The 19,976-nt window shown below is 67.6% G+C and carries 21 protein-coding genes and 1 tRNA gene; 7 read left to right on the forward strand and 15 right to left on the reverse strand.

Features of this window, described 5'->3' with window-relative positions:
- Positions 1-4: 4 nt before the first annotated feature.
- Both KV203_RS15080 and KV203_RS15085 read right to left on the reverse strand, forming a co-directional pair.
- Positions 5-862 carry an SDR family oxidoreductase gene (locus tag KV203_RS15080; RefSeq protein WP_066471382.1) on the reverse strand — a complete coding sequence of 286 codons (858 nt, stop codon included), beginning with the start codon at positions 860-862 and terminating at the stop codon, positions 5-7.
- Positions 863-969: 107 nt separating this feature from the next.
- A complete protein-coding gene (locus KV203_RS15085) occupies positions 970-1,386 on the reverse strand; it encodes a DoxX family protein (protein WP_066471384.1) in 417 nt (138 codons plus the stop codon).
- A 187-nt stretch (positions 1,387-1,573) separates the two neighbouring features.
- Here KV203_RS15085 and KV203_RS15090 point away from each other — a divergent pair, with 187 nt between their 5' ends.
- The 3 genes from KV203_RS15090 to KV203_RS15100 all read left to right on the forward strand — a co-directional run bounded on the left by KV203_RS15090 (position 1,574) and on the right by KV203_RS15100 (position 6,891).
- Positions 1,574-2,839, forward strand: coding sequence for a sensor histidine kinase (locus KV203_RS15090; RefSeq protein ID WP_066471386.1), 1,266 nt, complete (start codon positions 1,574-1,576; stop codon positions 2,837-2,839).
- The gene (locus KV203_RS15095) at positions 2,836-3,513 is read left to right on the forward strand and encodes a response regulator (protein WP_066471388.1); all 678 of its coding nucleotides are present in this window, start codon (positions 2,836-2,838) and stop codon (positions 3,511-3,513) included. Before KV203_RS15090 ends, KV203_RS15095 begins: the two co-directional genes overlap by 4 nt.
- 135 nt (positions 3,514-3,648) lie before the next feature.
- Positions 3,649-6,891, forward strand: a complete 3,243-nt coding sequence (locus tag KV203_RS15100) for an efflux RND transporter permease subunit (protein WP_169797509.1) — start codon at positions 3,649-3,651, stop codon at positions 6,889-6,891.
- A 327-nt stretch (positions 6,892-7,218) separates the two neighbouring features.
- Here the strand turns inward: KV203_RS15100 and KV203_RS15105 are convergent, their stop codons facing one another.
- The 7 genes from KV203_RS15105 to KV203_RS15135 all read right to left on the reverse strand — a co-directional run bounded on the left by KV203_RS15105 (position 7,219) and on the right by KV203_RS15135 (position 12,035).
- A complete protein-coding gene (locus tag KV203_RS15105; protein ID WP_174522062.1) occupies positions 7,219-7,425 on the reverse strand; it encodes a hypothetical protein in 207 nt (68 codons plus the stop codon).
- A 79-nt stretch (positions 7,426-7,504) separates the two neighbouring features.
- Entirely contained in the window at positions 7,505-7,735 is a 231-nt protein-coding gene (locus KV203_RS15110) for an iron chaperone (RefSeq protein ID WP_066471394.1), read from the reverse strand.
- Between the two features lie 319 nt (positions 7,736-8,054).
- Positions 8,055-8,127, reverse strand: a tRNA-Ala gene (locus KV203_RS15115).
- Between the two features lie 78 nt (positions 8,128-8,205).
- Positions 8,206-8,988, reverse strand: a complete 783-nt coding sequence (gene sepX, locus KV203_RS15120; protein WP_083530124.1) for a divisome protein SepX/GlpR — start codon at positions 8,986-8,988, stop codon at positions 8,206-8,208.
- A 152-nt stretch (positions 8,989-9,140) separates the two neighbouring features.
- Positions 9,141-9,794, reverse strand: coding sequence for a GNAT family N-acetyltransferase (locus KV203_RS15125; protein ID WP_246600177.1), 654 nt, complete (start codon positions 9,792-9,794; stop codon positions 9,141-9,143).
- 6 nt (positions 9,795-9,800) lie between these two features.
- Positions 9,801-11,066, reverse strand: a complete 1,266-nt coding sequence (glp, locus tag KV203_RS15130; RefSeq protein WP_066471397.1) for a molybdotransferase-like divisome protein Glp — start codon at positions 11,064-11,066, stop codon at positions 9,801-9,803.
- A gap of 33 nt (positions 11,067-11,099) precedes the next feature.
- The gene (locus KV203_RS15135) at positions 11,100-12,035 is read right to left on the reverse strand and encodes a UTP--glucose-1-phosphate uridylyltransferase (protein WP_066471401.1); all 936 of its coding nucleotides are present in this window, start codon (positions 12,033-12,035) and stop codon (positions 11,100-11,102) included.
- A 75-nt stretch (positions 12,036-12,110) separates the two neighbouring features.
- Between KV203_RS15135 and KV203_RS15140 the strand changes: the two genes are divergently transcribed.
- The 4 genes from KV203_RS15140 (at position 12,111) to mscL (ending at position 14,458) form a co-directional block, all read left to right on the forward strand.
- Positions 12,111-12,701: a 5-formyltetrahydrofolate cyclo-ligase gene (locus KV203_RS15140; protein ID WP_066471403.1), complete on the forward strand. Its 591-nt coding sequence runs from the start codon at positions 12,111-12,113 to the stop codon at positions 12,699-12,701.
- 85 nt (positions 12,702-12,786) lie between these two features.
- Entirely contained in the window at positions 12,787-13,182 is a 396-nt protein-coding gene (locus tag KV203_RS15145; RefSeq protein WP_066471406.1) for an FmdB family zinc ribbon protein, read from the forward strand.
- 86 nt (positions 13,183-13,268) lie between these two features.
- Positions 13,269-13,919 carry an SAF domain-containing protein gene (locus tag KV203_RS15150; RefSeq protein WP_083530117.1) on the forward strand — a complete coding sequence of 217 codons (651 nt, stop codon included), beginning with the start codon at positions 13,269-13,271 and terminating at the stop codon, positions 13,917-13,919.
- A 158-nt stretch (positions 13,920-14,077) separates the two neighbouring features.
- Positions 14,078-14,458, forward strand: a complete 381-nt coding sequence (mscL, locus tag KV203_RS15155) for a large conductance mechanosensitive channel protein MscL (RefSeq protein WP_218820994.1) — start codon at positions 14,078-14,080, stop codon at positions 14,456-14,458.
- A 100-nt stretch (positions 14,459-14,558) separates the two neighbouring features.
- Here the strand turns inward: mscL and KV203_RS15160 are convergent, their stop codons facing one another.
- The 6 genes from KV203_RS15160 to KV203_RS15185 all read right to left on the reverse strand — a co-directional run bounded on the left by KV203_RS15160 (position 14,559) and on the right by KV203_RS15185 (position 19,960).
- Positions 14,559-15,110: a hypothetical protein gene (locus tag KV203_RS15160; RefSeq protein WP_157079887.1), complete on the reverse strand. Its 552-nt coding sequence runs from the start codon at positions 15,108-15,110 to the stop codon at positions 14,559-14,561.
- A gap of 306 nt (positions 15,111-15,416) precedes the next feature.
- Entirely contained in the window at positions 15,417-16,070 is a 654-nt protein-coding gene (locus tag KV203_RS15165; protein WP_083530207.1) for an MspA family porin, read from the reverse strand.
- A gap of 400 nt (positions 16,071-16,470) precedes the next feature.
- Positions 16,471-16,635 carry a hypothetical protein gene (locus KV203_RS15170; RefSeq protein ID WP_169797528.1) on the reverse strand — a complete coding sequence of 55 codons (165 nt, stop codon included), beginning with the start codon at positions 16,633-16,635 and terminating at the stop codon, positions 16,471-16,473.
- Positions 16,632-17,129 (reverse strand): MogA/MoaB family molybdenum cofactor biosynthesis protein, encoded by a 498-nt coding sequence (locus KV203_RS15175; RefSeq protein ID WP_174522072.1) that lies wholly within the window; start codon positions 17,127-17,129, stop codon positions 16,632-16,634. Before KV203_RS15175 ends, KV203_RS15170 begins: the two co-directional genes overlap by 4 nt.
- 73 nt (positions 17,130-17,202) lie before the next feature.
- On the reverse strand, positions 17,203-18,417 hold the full coding sequence (locus KV203_RS15180; RefSeq protein ID WP_083530218.1) for a S1C family serine protease: 1,215 nt from the start codon (positions 18,415-18,417) through the stop codon (positions 17,203-17,205).
- A gap of 64 nt (positions 18,418-18,481) precedes the next feature.
- Positions 18,482-19,960 (reverse strand): HAMP domain-containing sensor histidine kinase, encoded by a 1,479-nt coding sequence (locus tag KV203_RS15185; RefSeq protein WP_066472744.1) that lies wholly within the window; start codon positions 19,958-19,960, stop codon positions 18,482-18,484.
- Positions 19,961-19,976 lie beyond the last annotated feature (16 nt).

Genomic DNA, 19,976 nt, shown 5'->3' on the forward strand with positions numbered 1-19,976 from the left:
GCGATCAGTCGTCGTGGCCGATCGGCGGCAAGAACCGGCTGAACCGATCGTTCGCTCGCTGCATGACCAGCTCATACGGCCAGGCAAACTTTCGGGCCCACCAGTAGCCGAATCGGATGTCGTTGGAGGTGTAGATCAGGAACTCGTTCCGCTGCACACCTTTGACGATCCGCGTCGCCGCGTGCTCGGGTGATTTCGCCCGATTGCGGTAGATCGCCCGCCCGCGCCGGATGCGCGGATCCTCGGAATCGATCCCGCAGATCTCGATCGACTCGACCAGACCGGTATCCACCGCGCCGGGGACCACCAGATGCACCGAGATCTTGTGCCGCTTCAGGTCGAACCGCAGGACCTCCGATATCCCCCGCAGTCCGTACTTGCTGGCGCTGTATGCGGCGTGCCAGGGCAGCGCCAGCAGTCCGGCCGCGGACGATACGTTCACCAACGCGCCACCGGCACGCGCTTCGATCATCTGTGGCACGAAGTTCTCGATCACGTGGATCGGGCCCATCAAGTTGACATCGATCATCTTCTGCCACAGCAGGTGATCCATATTCTCGACGGTTCCCCACGCCGAGACTCCGGCAACGTTCATCACCACGTTCATCGCACCGAACTGCTCGTGGATGTCCTGGGCGAAAACGGTGACCGCCGAGTAGTCGGCGATATCGAACGCCCGGGTCGCGCTCACCGTGCCGCCCTCGGCTACCACCAGGCCGACGGTCTCGAGCAACCCGGCCTCGTCGATATCGGTCAGGAACAGCTGCGCTCCGTGCCGAGCAACGGCGATCGCAGTGGCCCGGCCGATACCGCCGGCCGCACCGGTGATCAGTGTCTTCTTGTCGTTGAACGTCGTGATCACGCGCGTGTCCTATCCGTCGACCGGCTACTCGCCGATCCCGCCGGTTCCCCTCATCTGGCGCTGCGCCCTTCGTTGTGTCCGGTACGTCAGGTCCACTTGCCGGCAGCCTACCCGCGGATCCGGCTCCCCGACGATCGACGCCGGCCCAGGTGCCCGCCACCGAACAGTGCGGCCGCGATCAGAACCGGCTGGAAGAAGAGCCGGAGCAGCCGCTTGCCGTCGGAGTCGAGCCCGAAAGCATCCCGGTGCTCGACATATTGCGCGATGTTCCCGGGAAATATCGCGACGAAGAATGCGGCGAGCAACGCCCCGATCGTGCGCCGATGCCGCGGCAGTCCGACGAACGCCGCCCCCAGCGCGATTTCGACGCCCCCCGAAGCGAGCACCGTGACGTCCTCGTCCACCGGAAACCACGTCGGCACCTGGGCGTGAAACTCTTCCCGCGCGAACGTCAGATGGCTGATGCCGGCGCCCACCATCATGCCACCGAGGGCGATACGTACCAGGTCTCGAACGGTGCTCATGCAGCGAGGCTATCGCCCGGGTCGCCGGGCCCGTCGAGCCGTGTGGGGGTGCCCTACTGCATACGTGGTAGAAGAGGATCGGCGCAGGGTGCGATGTCGGCGCGGGCGGTGCTGGGGCAGACTCGACGGGAGTGGATCGGTCGGCGGCTCGTCGAGGGTTGCCCGAGGTTGGGCCGGGTGAACGTCGGTGAACGGTGCGGATGGCGACGTGGATCGAGTCGCCGAGGTGGGTCTGTTCGGCCGCGTCCCGCCGCCGGTGAAAGAACTCCTCGTTGCGCTGGTGGTGGTCGTCACCGTGCTCATGCGGGTGCCGGAGCAGGTCGGTGATCGAACCCCGCTGGGCTACCTGGCGGTGCTGGTGCCGGCGGGGTTGATCATGTTGCGGCATCGTCGGCCGTGGGCGGTGTTGGCCGCGTGCGTGGTGCTGCAGTGTGTCGCGGCAACGACGTTCAGCATCTCGCCGTTCACCTCGCTGGCGTGCATGATCGCGGTGTATACCGTCTCGGTGGCCTACGAGCGGCGCACGGCGGTGATCACCGGCGTGACGGTGGCAGTGCCGCTGGTGGTGGTCAGCGGTATTGCGGTCGGTCGCGTCACCGACCCGATGGTCGTCCCGATCGCGGTGCAGATTGCGTTCGCAGTGGCTCTCGGCCAGGCCGTGCGGGTACGGCGTGCCTATATCGCCGAGATCACCGACCGCGCGCTGCGGGCGGAGGCGACGAGGGAAGCGGAGGCCTCGCGTCGGGTGGCCGAGGATCGGCTGCGGGTCGCCCGGGATCTGCACGATGCGGTGGCTCATCAGATCACGGTGATCAGCCTGAACGCAGGAGTTGCGTCGTCGACGATCCGGACTCGGCCCGAGGCGGCTGCGGAAGCGTTGCTGACGGTCCGGGAATCCGCCCGGCTGGTGCTGCGTGAGATCGGCGATCTGCTGGCGACCCTGCGGTCACCCGAGGAAGCAGCAGAACCGGTCCGGGCGCTGGGGTTGGGCGGCGTGGCGGACTTGGTGGCCGACTTCACCCGCAACGGGTTGCAGACGACGCTGGAGGTCTGCGGCGACGTCTCGGCGCTGCCTCCGGCCGTCGACATCACCGCCTTTCGGGTGATCCAAGAAGGTCTCACCAACGCACTGCGCCACGGGACCGGCACGGCACAGGTGCGGGTGGTGGTCGATGCCGCCGAACTCGCGGTGACGATCAGCAATCCGATCAGCTCGTCGACCGATGGGCCACGAGACGATCCCGGCCGAGAGCTCGTGGCGGCCGGGAGTTCGGGCTTGGGCTCGGGACACGGGTTGGTCGGGATGGCGGAGCGAGCAGCCTCGCTACGCGGAACGTTCACCCACGGCCGACGCGGCAGCGCCGACCTGTTCGTCGTCGATGCGCGACTGCCGCTGGGCACCCCGGGCCCGGCGGCCGAGAAGGTCCGCGAGACGCGGAAAGGACTTCGATGAGCGTGCGTGTCGTGGTCGCCGATGATCAGGCGCTGATCCGTTCGGCAGTGGTCGAGCTCTTGCGATCTGCCGATGGCGTCGAGGTCGTGGCCGAGGCGGTCGACGGCCGGGAAGCCGTGGCCCGGTCTCGTGAGCACCACCCGGATGTGGTGTTGATGGATATTCGGATGCCGGTGCTGGACGGCATCGCCGCGACCGCCCAGATCCGTGGCGACGAGACGCTGCGCACGGTCCGGGTGCTGATCTTGACCACGTTCGAGGAGGACGAGTACCTGCTGGCGGCCCTGCGCGCCGGTGCCGACGGCTTCATCGGCAAGGGGGCCGAGCCCGAGGAGATCGTTCACGCGGTGCACGCGGTCGACGACGGGGACGCGCTCTTGTCGCCGGCGGCGACCCGGAGCCTGATCGGGCGGTTCCTCCAGATCGACAACGCCGCCACCAACCGAGGCCGCTACGACGTCGCCCGAGTGGCGCAGCTGACGCCCCGGGAGCGGGAGATTCTCGTGCTGGTCGCGAGCGGTATGTCGAACCAGGAGATCGCCGAGCAGCTGGTGATCTCCCCCTACACGGCCAAGACCCACGTCAACAACATGATGACCAAGCTCGACGCCCCAGGACGCGCACAGTTGGTGATCTGGGCCTACGAATCCGGGCTGGTCACCCCCGGGGCCTGACTACCGGTCCCGCCGGAGCTCGCCTCGTCTGTTCGCAGTAGTCCAAGTCGGTCCGGCGCGGCGATGTCCGGGCACGTGGGGACGACGAGGATCGACCGGTCCCCAGTTGGAGTGTCGGTCGATTCGGAGTCTGTCGTGTTCAAGCTCACCAGCGCCAGTCTGGCCAACCGGGCGGTTGTCGGTCTGCTGACCGTACTGATCGCCGCCGCCGGGGTGTTCTCCCTGGCGTCGTTGAAGCAGGAGTTGTTTCCCGACTTCTCGGCTCCGCAGACGACGGTCCTGACGACGGCACCGGGGACGAGCCCGGAGGTCGTCGATCAACAGATCACCGTGCCGCTGGCCCGGGTGCTGGGCCAGGTCGACGGCGTCGAGTCGGTGACGTCGACGTCGTCGAGTGGGGTCTCGGCCATCTCGCTGACGACCGACTTCGGTCTCGACGAGGACAAGCTGACCGCGGATGTGCAGGAGGCGGTCGACTCGGTCGCTCCCCAGCTTCCCTCGGGTGCCAAGCCGCAGGTGACCAGCGGCAGCCTCGCGGACCTGCCGGCGATGACGCTGACGGTCTCCTCCGATGCTCCGGCAAGTGAGCTCAGCGACCGCCTGACGAATGTGGCCGTCCCCGAGCTGCGGGGCATCGACGGTGTGCGGGACGTGACCGTCAGCGGCGGGACGACAAAGCGGGTGACAGTTGCCCCCGACGCCGCCGCGCTTCGAGCCCGGGGCCTGTCCACCGAGTCGATCTCCCAGGCGTTGTCGGCCAACGGGTCGGCGATGCCGGTGGGCAGCATCGTGCAGGACGGCGGGATCGTCGCGGTTCAGGTCGGGTCCGAACTGACGTCGATCCAGGACATCGAGAACCTGCCCCTCACCTCGGCGGCGGCACCCGGCCGATCGGCACCGGACCAGACCGCTCCCGGGGCGGGCGGTGTGGTGACGATCGGGGACGTCGCGAAGGTGTCGGTGGAGCCGAACCCGGTCACGTCGTTGACCCGGGTCGACGGCGAGCCTGCGGTGTCGGTGCAGATCACCGCGACCGCCGACGCCGACCTGGTGTCGCTGTCCGATGACGTCAACGCCGAGCTGGGGTCGTTGGAGACCGCGATCGGCGGCAATGCGAAGTTCGTGGTGGCCGGCGATCAGGCGCCGTTCATCAGCGAGTCGATCCGGCACCTCGCGATCGAGGGTGGCCTGGGTCTGTTGTTCGCGGTGCTGGTGATCTTGGTGTTCCTGCGTTCGGCCCGGCCGACGATCGTCACGGCAATCTCGATCCCGTTGTCCATCTTCACCGCGTTCATCGGGCTCTACCTGCGGGGCTACTCGCTCAACATCTTCACCCTCGGTGCGCTGACCATTGCGATCGGACGCGTTGTGGACGACTCGATCGTGGTGATCGAGAACATCAAACGACACCTGGGCTACGGCGAGTCGAAGCTCGTGGCAATCCGCAACGGCACCCGGGAAGTGTCCGCCGCGATCACTGCCTCCACCATCGCCACCGTGCTGGTGTTCGTGCCGATCGCGATCGTGGGTGGCTTCGTCGGGCAACTCTTCCGGCCGTTCGCGTTGACCGTGGCGATCGCGATGCTGTCCTCGCTGGCGGTCGCGCTCACGATCGTTCCGGTGCTGTCCTACTGGTTCCTCTCGACCCCCACGACCGTCCCCGACCCGACGAGCAGCGCGGACGATGTCGATGGTGCCCCGGGGGTGGTTCCGGACGAGCTGGATCACGAGGAGGAGCCGAACCTGCTGCAGCGCTACTACCTGCCGATGTTGCGCTGGACGATGCGTAAGCCGGTGGCGGTGATCCTCGCCGCGGTGGTGCTGTTGGGTGGTTCGCTGGCGTTGATCCCGCGCCTGGGTGTGGAGTTCCTCGGCGACACCGGTGCGGACAGCATCAGCGTGTCCCAGACCTTCGATTCCAGCCTGACGATCGGGGAGGTGACCGAACAGGTCGCCGAGACCGAGAAGTTGATGCTGGGGGTCGATGGCGTCGAGAACGTCATCGTGACCGCGAGCCTGGCCGGTGGCGGGACCTCCGGCGCGACCGCTGGTCCGCCCGGAATGGGCGCCAGTGGGGACACCACGGCGACCTACACCGTGTCCACCGACGCCGATGTGGATGTCACAAGTGTCCAAGACCGCCTCGAGGACGCGGTCAAGGCGCTCCCGAATCCCGACTCGGTGACCGTCGACGCGGGCAGCACCGGCATCGGAAGTTCGACGGTCGACGTGGAGATCACCGGCACCGACGAGCAGACTCTGCGCACCGCAGCCGATCAGGTGACCAAGGCACTGGCCGGTGTGCCCCAGGCAACCGATCTGTCCAACGACCTGGCCGCCGACCAGCCCACCTTGCGCGTGACGGTGGACCGGGGCAAGGCCGCCGCCTACGGGCTGACCGAGCAGGCGATCGCCGGTGCCGTCTCGGCGGCGATGACCCCGCGGAGCGTCTCGAAGGTGAGCATCGACGGGCAGCAGCTCGCGGTCTACCTCGGCGGTGACACCGTGACGTCCCGTCAAGACCTGACCACGCTGCCGCTGGTCGCAGGAGTACCCGGCTCGCCAGGGGCCGTCACCGTGGGCGACGTCGCCGCCGTGGACGAGGTCTCCGGGCCGTCCAGCGTCGGACGCTCCGGCGTCGACCTGGTGGCCACGGTGTCGCTGACCCCGGCAGACGGCGAGCTCGGCACCGTGCAGACCGAGGTCGAGAAGCGTCTGGACGCCCTGGATCTGCCCGACGGCGTCGAGGTCGGCATCGGTGGCGTCTCCGAACAGCAGTCCGAGGCGTTCGGGCAGCTCGGGCTGGCGATGTTGGTCGCGGTCGGGCTGATCTTCGTGCTGCTGGTCGCGGTCCTGCGCTCGCTGGTGCAGCCGTTCATCCTGATGCTCTCGATCCCGTTCGCGGCGATCGGTTCGCTCGGCCTGCTTTACCTCACCGGAACCGCGCTGGGTGTGGCCGCGCTGATCGGGATGCTGATGCTGATCGGGATCGTGGTCACCAACGCGATCGTGCTGATGGACCTGATCAACCAGTACCGCCATCGCGGCCTCAGCGTCGCCGACGCAATCACCAAAGGCGCCGGCCGCCGGGTCCGCCCCGTGGTGATGACCGCCCTGGCGACCATCTTCGCGCTGATGCCGATGGCGATCGGGGTCACCGGCGGAAGCGGGTTCATCTCCAAGGCGCTGGCCATCGTGGTCATCGGCGGCCTGATCTCCTCCACCGCGCTGACCCTGCTACTCGTCCCTGCCGTCTACCAGATCATCGAGGGACGCCGCGAACGCCGCGCCACCCGGCGCCGACAGGCCGGCACACCCGCCGAAGCCGCGCGAACCACCGCCGCCGACGGGACGGTCGCCGTGGCAGGTCCCCGATAACCGGTCCACCCGTTCTGCCGGTTACGCGACGAGTCGTCGCTGCCGGCAACCGCGCCGGGGATCGGGCCCTCGTCCGCGCACTGAACAGCGCACTGGTCAACCGGGTGGCGATCATCAACGTCCGTGTCGATGTCCGCGAATGGCTCGCAGGGCGAGCCGGAGCATTGCCTTGGAGGATCATCGCGCCGTCACGCACAGCGTGAACCATGACACGGTCGAAGGCTGCCGACTGGACTCGGCGTCGATACGAGCGAGTCCGACCTACGAGAGGAGATGGCTTCGCACGGAACCGATCCGATCCGACAGCCCACGATCACTCCGGGTCGGTCAGCCGTTCGCTTCGCGGACGTCTTTTCCGTGCTCGGCGAACGCTCTGAAGTCCTCCATGTGCTGTCGGGACTGCTTGATGAAGGAACCACGCATGAGCGGAGCCACCAACCGCATCAGGCCGGTGAATCGGTACTCGTTCTCGCTTACCCAGAGCGTGCTCTCCGGACCGGCCTCGGTCAGATGCTCGCGCGCGGCGTTCCACATGCCGTTTGCGACAATCTCACGCTCGTAATGGATACCGCTATCTGACGGGACATCGTGCAGGTTGGTCGGTGGGATCGGGTCAGTGCCGGTCGGCGTCGATGTCGCGGACGTGAGTGCGAACGAAGGCTTCGATCAAGTCGTCGGGAAGCGGGTTCTCCAACGTGAACTGGATCCCGTGCTCGGTGGTCTTGTAACCCGCCAATCGATCCCGCAACTCATCAATGGCCCACGACGAGGGATAGAACGTCATGTGCTTCTTGGAAGCGGTGAAGTACACCAGCGTACGACCCTTGTACTTCAGCGTGGGCATGCGGTAACTGATAGTTTCCTCGACGCTACTCGACGCTACTCGACGCTACTCGACGCTGCTTTGCCGGCCATTGCTCGTCCTTTTCGGATGTCGGAAAGTCGGCGCTCGTGAGCCTGCCCGCGTCGAGCATCGAGAGTGGTCAGCCCAGGGTCAACGTTATCGACCCGGGACTGCTGAGCCGACCTCTCCCCGATGACCTCGACGACGTTTCCACGCATGGACGTCGGGGCACGAGCCGCGCGCGGTTCCACTGCGCACGAGCAACGGCAAAGGCACCTTCTACTTTCGTAGAAGGTGCCTCTGACCTGCAATTTTCCTGTGGAGCTGAGGGGAATCGAACCCCTGACCTCTTCGATGCGAACGAAGCGCGCTACCAACTGCGCTACAGCCCCAACGCGACCCCTGCGGACCGCGCTGCGCAACTCTAGCAGGACCGGCGGGCCGGGGCCGAATCCGGTCCGGCACCGCAGCTACTGCCCGGCGGCGTGCCGCAACTCCCCGGGATACAACTCGTCGACCGCGATGTCGCCGCCTTCGTAGTACGTCGGCAACAGATCGAACGACGGGTCGCCGTCATCGGGATCGAGGACCGGAGCGGTGCAGCGCAACGCACCCAGAGACGCCGCATCGGTCGCCTCGTCCATCATCTCCGAGTCGCCACGGGCGATCGCTGCTGCGGCCCGCAGCCGCTTGACCCGCGCCATCCGGCGGCGCCGGATCTCCGCCTCCAGCCGGACCTGTCGTCGCAGATAGACCAGGTACACCACGGTCACCGTCGCGGCCGCGCCGGTCACCCACCAGAGTCCGGCGCCGAAGATGAGCCCCAGCAGACCCGACAGCACCATGGTGACCAGCAAGATCAGCACCGCTTGTTGACGGAACCGATAGCGTTCGGCCCGCGCGATCGCGTCCGCACGCGGATCGAAACCTCCACGCCCCCGGCGCGACGGGACGAAATCATCCACCGGCTGCCGCCGCGCCGGCGCTTCGTCCTCGTGGATCTCCATTCGGTCCTCCGCATAGCTCGAGCTGACCCGTACCGCCCGTGGATCCGGCCGCCACGTCGGATCGCTTTCGTGTCCGGCAGCCGGACCACGCACCACCCGGGCGGGCGTGCCACCCCGATGCAATACCCGAGTAGCGAGCGCTGCATCGGTAGTCTGCCGAATCCGAGGGTGCCGAGAAGCTATCAGCGGAAAAAGTACGAACAGCGACAGCGCCACCAGACCGATCCACAGGATGGAATTCGGCACCGGCGTCACCTCCCTGCCCCGACCCGCTCATCGCGCAACACCCCGACACCCGCTCAGGCTAAGTCGACGCGCCGACGAGGAGCTGCAGGCGCGCCGACATCAATTAACAACTTTCACACTCGTCACACGAGCACTTCGGTTTCGCGGTGACGTCACGCCCAGTCGGCGCGTCCGGCCCGAACCAGCCGCTGGGCGAGCGTGCCGTCGACCTCGTCGGCGGTCATCGCGACCAGTAGATGGTCTCGCCACGCCCCGTCGACATCCAGGTACCGCTGCAGCAACCCCTCGTTCCGGAAGCCGACGTTGCGCAGCACGGCCTGACTCGCCAGATTCTCCGGGCGCACCGTGGCCTCCACCCGATGCAGGCCGAGCCGACCGAAACAGTGGTCCATACCCAGCGCGAGCGCCGCGGTCGCCACCCCCTGATTGCCCACGTCCCGCGCCACCCAGTACCCGATCCACGCCGAGAGCAGCGCACCTCGAACGATGTTTCCGACCGTCAGCTGGCCACAGAAGGTGCCGTCCAGTTCGATCGCCATCGGCACCATGTGCCCCCGGCGCGCTTCCGCCCGCAGACTCGACCACAGCGCGGGCCAGTTCGACACCTGATGCCGGGCTTCCCAGGACGCGCGTCCGGTCGGCTCCCAGCGTTCCAGGTGATCCCGGTCACGCAGTCGAAGCCGGCTCCACGCCGAGCCGTCCCGCAACCGGATCGACCGCACCCGCACCAGGCCGCCCTTGACCCGCAGTGGACCGGCATGCGCCGGCCAGCCGGGATGAGCGGCCCGCCCCAGAAGAACCGACACCCGGATTCAGCTCCGCTGCGCCAGGAACGCGACATCCACGTAGTCGCCGGTACCGATCATCGTCACCTCGGGCTCCACCACCACCAGACTGTTCGCTTCCGCCAGCGATGCCAGCAGGCGCGGCGACGCACCGGGCGTGCCGAGCACCCGCACCAGATAGTCGCCGGACGGCTCGTCCCGCATCAGCTGCGCCCGAAGATAGCCGGTCCGATCCTGCACCGAGCCGATCGGTGCCACCGTCCGAGCCCGAACCATCCGGCGCATCGCCTGCCGCCGCCCCAGCGCGATCCGGATCAGCGGTCGCACCATCACCTCGAACACGACCAAGGCGCTGACCGGGTTCGACGGCAACAGAAAAGTCGGCACCCGGTCGGCACCCAACCGGCCGAAACCCTGTACCGAACCCGGGTGCATCGCCACCCGATCCACGTCGAGCTCACCGAGGTCGGCCAGCGCTTCCCGGATCTGATCCGACGCCCCGCCACCGAGCGCGCCGGTGATCACGACGATCTCCGAGCGGCTCAACTGGCCCTCGACGATCTCGCGCAGGCGCACCGGATCGGCCGGCGCGATGCCGACTCGGTCCACGTCGGCGCCGGCGTCCCGCGCGGCCGCGGCAAGCCCGTAGGAGTTGACATCGCAGATCTGGCCGACCCCGGGTAGGCGATCGATGTCGACCAGCTCGTCACCGACCGAGATCACCGACACCCGCGGGCGTGGATGCACCAACACCTTGCTCTGCCCGACCGCCGCAAGCAGTCCAACCTGCGCCGATCCGATGATCGTCCCGGCCCGTACGGCGACGTCGCCGGGCGCCACATCGGCGCCCACACCCCGGACATAATCGCCCGAACGGACCGGCCGGCGGACCACGATCCGGGCTCGGCCACCGTCGGTATGTTCCAGCGGCAGCACCGCATCCGCCAAGGTCGGCAACGGGGCGCCGGTATCCACCCGGACGGTCTGGCGCGGCTGCAGCCGAACCGGCTGTCGCGATCCGGCGCTCAACTCGCCGACCACCGGCAGCACCAATTGGTGCGCTGCACCGTCCGGCCCCGAACCGGAACCGACCGCCCCGATCGCGGCCGTCACGTCCACGCTGCGTACCGCATAGCCGTCGATCGCCGCCTGGTCGAAACCCGGCAGCGGGCGCTGCGAAACGACGTCCTCGGCACAGAGCAAACCCAGCGCTTCGGCAATTGCGACGCGCACCGGCTCCGGCGCAACGGCAGCGGTGGTCACCTTTCCCAGCTGCTCCTCGACCGAACGCATCGTCACCTGTCCCGTCGTCGAATACCCCTGGTCCTACTCGTATTGGGTGAGCTGCGGCGCCCAATCGGGGCCGAGTCGCTCCTCCAGCCAGCCGCGTAACGACGGGCCGTACTCCTCGCTGTCCAACGCGAAGTCGACCGCAGCACGCAGGTAGCCGCCCGGATTGCCCAGATCGTGTCGCGATCCCCGGTGCACGACCACGTGCACCGGATGCCCCTCGGCGATCAGGCAGGCGATCGCGTCGGTGAGCTGCAGCTCGCCACCCGATCCCGGAGTGATCCGGCGCAGCGCGTCGAAGATCACCCGATCCAGCAGATACCGGCCCGCCGCGGCGAACCGCGAGGGCGCTTCCTCGGCCGCCGGCTTCTCCACCATGCCGTTGACCTTCAACACGTTCGGATTGACCGCATCCGGTACCCGTTCGACGTCGAAGACGCCGTAAGCGCTTACCTGCTCCTGCGGTACCTCGATCGCGCACAACACCGAACCACCGCGTTTACGGCGCACCCGACACATGACGTCGAGCACCCCACGGGGTAACACAAGATCGTCCGGCAATAGTACAGCTATTGCATCCTCGTCGTCATCGAGTACGGCTTCCGCCTGCAATACCGCATGACCGAGGCCGAGCGGCTGGTCCTGCACCACGGAGGTCACATCGATCAGTGCGGGGGCCTTACGCACCTTCTCCAGCAACTTGAACTTGCCCCGCTCCTCCAGCTTGCTCTCCAGCACCAGATCCTCGACGAAGTGCGCGACGACGCCGTCCTTGCCCGGCGAGGTGACGATCACCAACCGAGTGGCACCGGAGTCGGCTGCCTCGCCGGCGACCAGCTCGATGCCCGGCGTATCGACCACCGGTAGCAATTCCTTGGGCACCGTCTTGGTCGCCGGCAGAAACCGCGTCCCCAAGCCGGCAGCCGGAACGACAGCGGTACGAAAGCAGACCGAACCCTGGGGCTGTGTCATACGGATACCTTATCGATCTGCCGGACAATTCCGGGTCACGCGGTACGTCTCGCGCCGAAACCTAGAGTGGAAGTCGTGACCGGCACCGATGAACCGTCCGCCAAACAGCTTTGGCGGGAGCAGATCATTACTGCGCGTCGCTGTAGCACCGATGCCGAACACGCCATCGAAGCCGGTCTGCTGGCGGTGGCCGCGAGCGCGCTGGTCACCGCCGGATCGAACGTCTGCGCCTACGTTCCGATCGGCCGCGAGCCCGGCTTGCCGACACTGCTCGACGCACTGCGCGACGCCGGCGCGCAGGTCCTGCTTCCGGTCACCGGCCGACCGGGCCCGTTGACCTGGAGCACCTACCTCGACCCGGACCACCTCGTCCGCACCGACCGCGGACTGTACGAACCGACCGGCCCGCGGCTGGCTGCGACGGCGATCCGGACCGCCGAGCTGATCCTGGTTCCGGCGCTCGCCGCCGACCGGCGTGGCGTGCGACTCGGTCGCGGCGCCGGGTATTACGACCGGTCCCTGCCACTCGCCGATCCGGCCGCACGGATCGTTGCCGTGGTTCGCGACGACGAGCTGGTACCCGAGTTGCCCGCAGACCCCCACGATCGACGAGTCGGTTGGGCACTGTGCCCGCACGCCGGAGCGGTCCGGCTCGACCACCGGTGAGCTGGACCGGAACAAGACGACGATTCGCGGCGTTGGCACTGTCGATTGTAGAGTGCCAGTAGCCATCATCCCGCCGGAGGTTCCAGTGCCCACCTATTCGTACGCGTGTACGCAGTGCGACAACCGGTTCGACGTCACGCAGGCCTTCACCGACGACGCCCTGACCGTCTGCCCGGAGTGCTCCGGCCGACTGCGCAAACTGTTCAACTCGGTGGGAATCGTTTTCAAGGGCAGCGGCTTCTACCGCACCGACAGCCGCGGCGGAACCAACGGCACCGAATCGGCCAAGTCGGACGCCGACAAGTCCGGCTCGAACGCGTCCGAATCGGGCAAGCCCGACTCCGGCAAGTCGGGTGCCGGCAAGTCCGACTCGAGCAAGTCGGCCGCCGGCGAAACGAGCACCGGCGGGGGCAAATCCGGGAAGAGCGAGTCCAAGGGATCGGTGGCGAGCGCGCCGTCGGTGCCCGCCAAGACCGGCTGAAACTCGGCTGTGGATCGCCGCCGGGTATTCCACAGCCGGGCGTCGAGACGCGATCCGCTGTGGGTGCCGGGTCCTAACGTCGACCCATGTCCGCACGATCGATCGCTCCGCTTCCGTGGCACCGCATCACGAGCAACTTTCCACCGGGATCGCTCCGCCGCGCGTCAGCTCGCCGACTACTCGCCGGACTACTGGCCCTGCTCGGCATCATCCTGCTGATTCGGGGTGAGCTCGACACCGGACACGACCGCCTGATCGTCGCCGCCGCCGATCTGGCACCGGGCCGAATACTCACTGCCGACGACGTCACCGTGCGGGAGTTCGCCTCGGGCACACGACCCGACGGCGCGCTACAGGAACCCGCCGACGCACTCGGCCGGACGTTGGTCGGAGCCACTCGGCGCGGCGAACCGATCACCGACGTCCGGGTGATCTCGCCGCGCGCCGCCACCGCTGCCGCCGGCACCGCCGATGCCCGGATCGTGCCGGTGCAACTCGCCAACGCCGGCGTCGTCGATCTGCTCCGCGACGGCGACCGGGTCGACGTCGTCCGCGCCTCGAGCGATCCGCGATCGCCGACTCCGGCGGTGCTGGCCACCGATGCGGCCGTGGTTCAGGTCGGCGAAGCGACCGGGCGGAGCGACGAGCGGGTGGTGCTCCTCGCACTCGGCGCCGAGCAGGCAACCGCGATCGCGGCCGTCTCGCTCACCGACGCGATTACCGTGTTACTCAGATGATGCTCCAGACCCGAGATGGACCCTACCGACATCGGCACGGGTAGGTCACGCCATGATCACACCGCAGACCGCGCGGAACGTTGCACTGTATGGGAGCTACAGGTTCGTTACCATACCGAAGACAGCACGTCCGAGCACAGATTCAGGAGCTACCCCGCATGTTGAAGGGTTTCAAGGCTTTCATCTTCAAGGGCAATATCATCGACCTCGCGGTCGCGGTGGTCATGGGTACCGCGTTCGTAGCGATCGTCACCGCGTTCAGCGACAACGTGATCAACCCGATCCTTGCCGCGATCGGTGGGTCGAACGACCTCGGATTCGGCTTCAAGATCACCGATAGCGACGAGACCTTCGTCAACATCGGTGCGGTGATCACGGCCGGGATCAACTTCCTGATGATCGCCGTTGTTCTGTACTTCCTCGTCGTCGTCCCGGCGATGGCGGCGCAGCGACGGATGTTCGGCGAGAAAACCGACGATGCGAAGAACGAGGTTGTGCTCCTCACCGAAATTCGCGACTTGCTGCAACCGGGACGCTGACCGCAAGGGCCAAACGCTGCGGCCGTCGAATTCAATAGCATTGACATCGGTGAGGCCACGTACCGAATCGGTACGTGGCCTCACCGATATGCGACCGACTTCAGCCGGGAACCGAAGCGAACTGCGGCGGCCACGTGCTGTAGGAACCACAGGTGCCCACCGTCATATAGACACCGCCGCGCGGCGGTAACACCGAGATCACTTTCACGCTGTGCGGCGGAACGAAATCTTCCGGCCGCGACGAACTGAACCGGAACGGCGCACCGACGTAGTTGAGCTCGGTAACCTCCACCCCGCACGGCTCGTTACCGCTGGTCACCGTGGCCGCGACCGCACGGTCGACGCCGGGCAGCTCCGGGAACGGCTTCACCCAGGGCAGCGTGCTGACCAGCGGTCCGGATGCCGGAGCGTCGCCGACCACCACCGGGGTCGCTTGCGCGTAATACTCTTCCGCACCGTCCCGGCAGACCGCACCGAGCGCGTAGACACCGTCGTTCGGCACGGTCACCGAGTAGACCGGCGGGCCGTCCGTCCGAGCCTGCGGGGCCCAGCGAAAACCGCCGTCGTCGTTCCGGAGAATCTCCTTGACCACCGGCGCACAGTCCGGCGAGCCAGGCTTCACCAGCGTGACCGAAATGGTCCGACCGCTCACCGACGACATCACGCCGGGCGGTGGCGGGGCACCAGCGGCCGGCCCAGCAGAAGCCAGGCTGAATAGCGAAGCGGCGGCAAGAGCAACACCGGCGCCACGTATCCAGCTCGAACCACCGACGTGGGGTATGCATTCCTGCATCGAGCACCTGTTCACTCGTAGTGGTTTTACCGAAACCCCGCTCCTACGCGGGAAAACACGCCCCGGTCGTGTTTGTGTAACGAATCCTAACGGATCGGACTCCGAACAGCCGCATGCCCGGCCGAGCAAAGCTCGACCGGGCATGCGAACTTGCAGCTGAGCCGATCAGTTCCGGAAGATCGGACCGTACGCAACGACCGTATCGCCGGCGGAGCTGACCAGCTTGACGTACGGCCGGATGCTGGTCGGACCGACCACGCCGGTGACCGTGCCCTGGAAGCCGGTCAGCGCGATGTCGCCTTCGGCACCGGAGACGTCGCCCTCGGCAGCCGGCACATCCACGATGCCCGGGCCGGGGCCCACCGACACGTCGAAGCCCACCACCGGAATGAGATTGGTGATCGCGAAGCTCGGCGCGAAGCTGGAGTCGAGATCGAGCTCGAGATCCGGCGTCTGGTACTTCGCGGTGATGTGGCCGTCGAAGGTGGCCGGGTAGCCGACCTGGTACCCCATGGTGATATGGCCCTCGAAATCGTCCGCATCCGGGCCGGTGATCTTGAAAGCGGCGCGGCCGCTGTGGAACCACTCGCGGGTGAACACGTTGCCGTCCAGCGGCGGCACGAAGTTGATCGCAGTGTCAACGGTCTGCGCTTCGATCGTGTTACCACCGTGATCGACGACGTGCTGGCTGCCGTCCACGGCTGCACTCGCGGTGCCGCTGTTACCCACCGCCAGACCCACTGCGGCCACCGAAGCAACCGCGATCGCCCGCGCGAACGCGAGCCCACGGCGACGCCGCGGGGAACGAAGTTCTGTCATCAACCCTCATCCTTCGTGTCGTGGCCGAGCAAGATGCACGCTCGGCTCCCGATCCCGACCATCGGAACCGGGGAGCAGCCCCGATTCGATCCGGCCTCAGCCTGGCTCACCCATATGTCCGGATTGTTACGCCCGGACTACGGCGCGAACTCACAACCATGGCCGTCATCGAACCTTTGACGACCGCGGAGCTGCGCGCTGACACCGCGCCCAACCCGCTCGAGCCGGGAAATCCGGCTCGTAGGGAACCCTAACTGGTGCATTTCGGTGTAGCAAAGTGACAGCTTGGAGGCTAATACGTGATGTACATCACCATCATTTGGACGCGCCGACGGGAGATAACGGACTTATCACAGATGAGGTACCGAACGACAAAGACGTCGGACGAGAAGGCCGACCGTCAACGGTGGTGCGGCGGCCGTTCCCGAAGCAGCCAGTCGTCCCGCTCCGGCATCGGCTCCCGCTCGTCACTCGTCGATTCGGGCAGGACCTCGCCGAAGATCCGCGCCAACCGGGCAGCGTCCGCCGCGGCCCCGGCGGCGGACGGATTCGGCCGACCGGTCATTCGGCCAAGCCGGACAACTCGCCGATGACGTGAACCGCCAGCGGGCCGAGGGTCGCCATCCCGTCCCGCACCGCGGCCCGGGAACCGGCCAAGTTCACCACCAGTGTGCTCCCCGATACGCCGACCAGTCCGCGAGACAAGCCCGCGTCGAGTGCGCCGGCCGCCAATCCGGACGAGCGCAGCGCTTCGCTGATGCCGGGCAGTTCCCGGTCGAGCACCTCGGCCGTCGCGTCCGGGGCGACATCGCGCGGCGACACCCCGGTACACCCGACCGAGATCACCAGATCGACGCCACCGATGACCGCGGTGTTCAGCGCGTTTCGGATCTCCACCTCGTCGGCGGCGACCGCGACCGTCGCATCGACCAGGAAACCCTGCTCGCTGAGCAGCTCGGCGACCAACGGTCCGGTCGAATCGACATCGTCCCCGTGCGTTATCCGGTCATCGACGATGACCACGAGCGCACGCCCCGCCACCGGGTTGTCCGTCTTCATGAGGCCAACCGTAATGCCCAGATCGTCGACGACGGTCCGCCACTCGGAAATTCCCGACTGTTCCATCCCTACCTCAGCGTCCGCCCTGGGTCGGCGCGGCCGGTTGTGCCGGCGCTACGCCCAGGGTCACCTGAACCGTCTTCGGATTGCTGCCGTCGCGCGCGGTGTAGGTGATCTGCACCGTGTCGCCGGGCGCGTGCGACCGCACCGCGGCGATCAGCGCGTCCCCGGAATCGATGTTCCGGTCGTCGACCTTGGTGATAACCCCATCCCGTGGCAGTCCCGCCTTCTCCGCCGGGCCGCCGTTGGTCACGTCGCTGATCAGGGCACCGTTGGCGTCCGAGTCGGCCGGCACCGAAACCCCGATGTACGCGTGCTGCGCCGCGCCGGTCTTGACCAGCTCGTCGGCGATCCGTCGGGCCTGATCCACCGGAATGGCGAAGCCGAGCCCGATCGAGCCGCTCTGCGGTCCGCCCTGCGCCGAAGCGCCGCCGAGCGTCGCGATCGCCGAGTTGACCCCGATCAGCTTTCCGTCCATGTCGACCAGCGCACCGCCGGAGTTGCCCGGATTGATCGCGGCATCGGTCTGGATCGCATCGATCACGGTGTTCTGATTACCGGAGTCGCCACTGGTCGATACCGGACGATTGAGCGAGCTGATGATGCCCGTGGTAACCGTGCCGGCCAGACCGAGCGGCGATCCGACCGCCACCACCTGCTGCCCGACCTGCAGACTCTGCGAACTGCCGAGTTCGATCGGGGTCAACCCGGACTTACCTTCGACCTTGATCACCGCGATATCGGTGACCGGGTCGGTTCCCTTGACCGTGGCGGGTGCGACCGTACCGTCGTTGAACGCCACCTGCAGCTTGGCTCCGGTTCCGGCGCCGGTGGCCACGTGGTTGTTGGTCAGGATCAGCCCATCCGAAGACAAGATCACGCCGGAACCTTCGCCTTCCGCCGCGCGACCGGCCACCTCGATCGTCACCACGCTGGGGAGCACCTTGCCGGCTACCGCCTGCACCGAGCCGGCCGGCGCGTTCACCGCCGGTTCCGCGTTCGGTTGCGGCGCGTCGAGGGCACTGGACGCCGACACCGACGTCGCCGAGTCGGACGAACGAGCGACGACCGCGCCCACTGCACCGCCTACCCCACCGGCGACCAGGGCGATTGCCAAGGCACCGGCCGCCAGGGCCCCGCCCCGCCGCCGCGGAGCCGGCTGTGGCGACACCGGCTGTGGCGGCATCGGGTAGCCGGGCGGATAGCCGGGCTGGGAACTCTGGGTCATCGTCGGACACACCACCTCTGCGGTCGATCGGTTCGGGTCCACCCTGCTCGGGTCTGCTGAGAGGTCACTGAGAGCCGGCCGTCAGTTGGCCGTGTTCCTCGTGCCCCGGCCCGACCTCGCCGGGCAGCACGATCACGATCAACGCGCCACCGCGCGCGGAACGCTCGATCGCGATGGTGCCGCCGTGTTTCACCACGACCTGGCGGACGATCGCCAGCCCGAGTCCCGACCCGGGCATCGAACGAGCAGCCGTCGTCCGATAGAACCGCTCGAAGACCAGCTCGCGCTCGTCCTCCGGAATACCCGGGCCGGCATCGTCCACGGTCAAGGTCAACAGCCCGGGCCCGGCCGGTTGCATCGACACCCACACCTGCGCGCCCGCCGGGCTCCATTTCGCCGCGTTGTCCAAGACGTTGAGCACCGCGCGCTGCAAGCCGGCCGCGTGCCCGTAGATCATCCACGGGATGAGTCGGTCGGCGAACTCGATCTCGCTGCGTCGCCGCCGGGCCCGCTCCAACGCCCGCTCCACCACCTCGGCGAGATCGACCGGCTCGTAGACGGTCTCCGGAGCGTCCTCGCGCGCCAGGTCGACCAAGTCCCCGACCAGGGTGGACAGCTCCTCGATCTGCGCCATCACATCGGACCGCAGCTCCGCCATGTCCTCCTCCGGAATCGCCGGCGCGCCCGGCCGTCCGGCCGCAACCAGCAGCTCCATGTTGGTCCGCAACGAGGTCAGCGGGGTGCGCAGCTCGTGCCCGGCATCGGCGACCAGCCGGCCCTGCCGCTCCCGAGACTGCGCCAGCGTGCCCAGCATGGTGTTGAAGCTACGGGTCAGATGAGCCAGTTCGTCGTCGCCGGTAACCGGGATCGGCGTCAGATCGTCGGTGCGGGCGACCCGATCGGCAGCCGAGGTCAACCGGGTCACCGGACGCAGCCCGGTCCGGCCGACCGCGGTCCCGGCGATCGCCGCGAGCGCAACACCGCATCCGCCGACCACGAACAGCACCCACGCCAACCGATCGAGCACGGACCCGGTCGGCGCCAACTGCTGCGCCATCACCAGCGTGCTTCCGTTGTGAGTACGCCGCGCCAGCACCCGCTGCCCGTCCGCGGTACGCAGCGACGCCTCCTGTTCGCCCCGAGCCACGGCCATCTCGTCCATGCCCAACGGAGTCTGCGAACCCGGCGGCGTGTACACCGTCAGATCCGGAAAGATCAGCGCGACACTGATGTCCTCGGACGAGAAGGTCGCCAACGAGATGGACTGGAAGCCGAATGCATCCGGAAAGTTGCTGTCGATCAACGTCGCGACCCGGGTCTGCAGCTGGTTGTCCACGTCGGCATACAGCGCCCGGGCCACGACCGCATAGGCGGTGATCGCCATCACCGCGACCGCCACGGTGACCACCGAGGCGGCGAGCAAGGTGACCCGCCAGCGCAGCGACACCGTCCGGGTGAGCGGAGTTGCCGGGCGCATCGGCGCCGAGCCGGGCGGCGCCACCAGCAGCGGCGCCACCCGACCGGCCGGGGTCCGAGTCACCATCGCAGCCACGGGCGGC

The sequence above is a fragment of the Skermania piniformis genome (genome assembly GCF_019285775.1).
GTDB lineage: Bacteria > Actinomycetota > Actinomycetes > Mycobacteriales > Mycobacteriaceae > Skermania > Skermania pinensis.

Bases quoted from the DNA above. Each gene is read 5' to 3' on its own strand.
- KV203_RS15085 (WP_066471384.1), bottom strand. From the start codon at position 1,386: ATGAGCACCGTTCGAGACCTGGTACGTATCGCCCTCGGTGGCATGATG.
- KV203_RS15095 (WP_066471388.1), top strand. From the start codon at position 2,836: ATGAGCGTGCGTGTCGTGGTCGCCGATGATCAGGCGCTGATCCGTTCG.
- KV203_RS15105 (WP_174522062.1), bottom strand. From the start codon at position 7,425: ATGTGGAACGCCGCGCGCGAGCATCTGACCGAGGCCGGTCCGGAGAGC.
- KV203_RS15110 (WP_066471394.1), bottom strand. From the start codon at position 7,735: ATGCCCACGCTGAAGTACAAGGGTCGTACGCTGGTGTACTTCACCGCT.
- glp (WP_066471397.1), bottom strand. From the start codon at position 11,066: ATGCGTTCGGTCGAGGAGCAGCTGGGAAAGGTGACCACCGCTGCCGTT.
- KV203_RS15135 (WP_066471401.1), bottom strand. From the start codon at position 12,035: ATGACACAGCCCCAGGGTTCGGTCTGCTTTCGTACCGCTGTCGTTCCG.
- KV203_RS15150 (WP_083530117.1), top strand. From the start codon at position 13,269: ATGTCCGCACGATCGATCGCTCCGCTTCCGTGGCACCGCATCACGAGC.
- mscL (WP_218820994.1), top strand. From the start codon at position 14,078: ATGTTGAAGGGTTTCAAGGCTTTCATCTTCAAGGGCAATATCATCGAC.
- KV203_RS15165 (WP_083530207.1), bottom strand. From the start codon at position 16,070: ATGACAGAACTTCGTTCCCCGCGGCGTCGCCGTGGGCTCGCGTTCGCG.
- KV203_RS15170 (WP_169797528.1), bottom strand. From the start codon at position 16,635: ATGACCGGTCGGCCGAATCCGTCCGCCGCCGGGGCCGCGGCGGACGCT.
- KV203_RS15175 (WP_174522072.1), bottom strand. From the start codon at position 17,129: ATGAAGACGGACAACCCGGTGGCGGGGCGTGCGCTCGTGGTCATCGTC.
- KV203_RS15180 (WP_083530218.1), bottom strand. From the start codon at position 18,417: ATGACCCAGAGTTCCCAGCCCGGCTATCCGCCCGGCTACCCGATGCCG.
- KV203_RS15185 (WP_066472744.1), bottom strand. From the start codon at position 19,960: ATGGTGACTCGGACCCCGGCCGGTCGGGTGGCGCCGCTGCTGGTGGCG.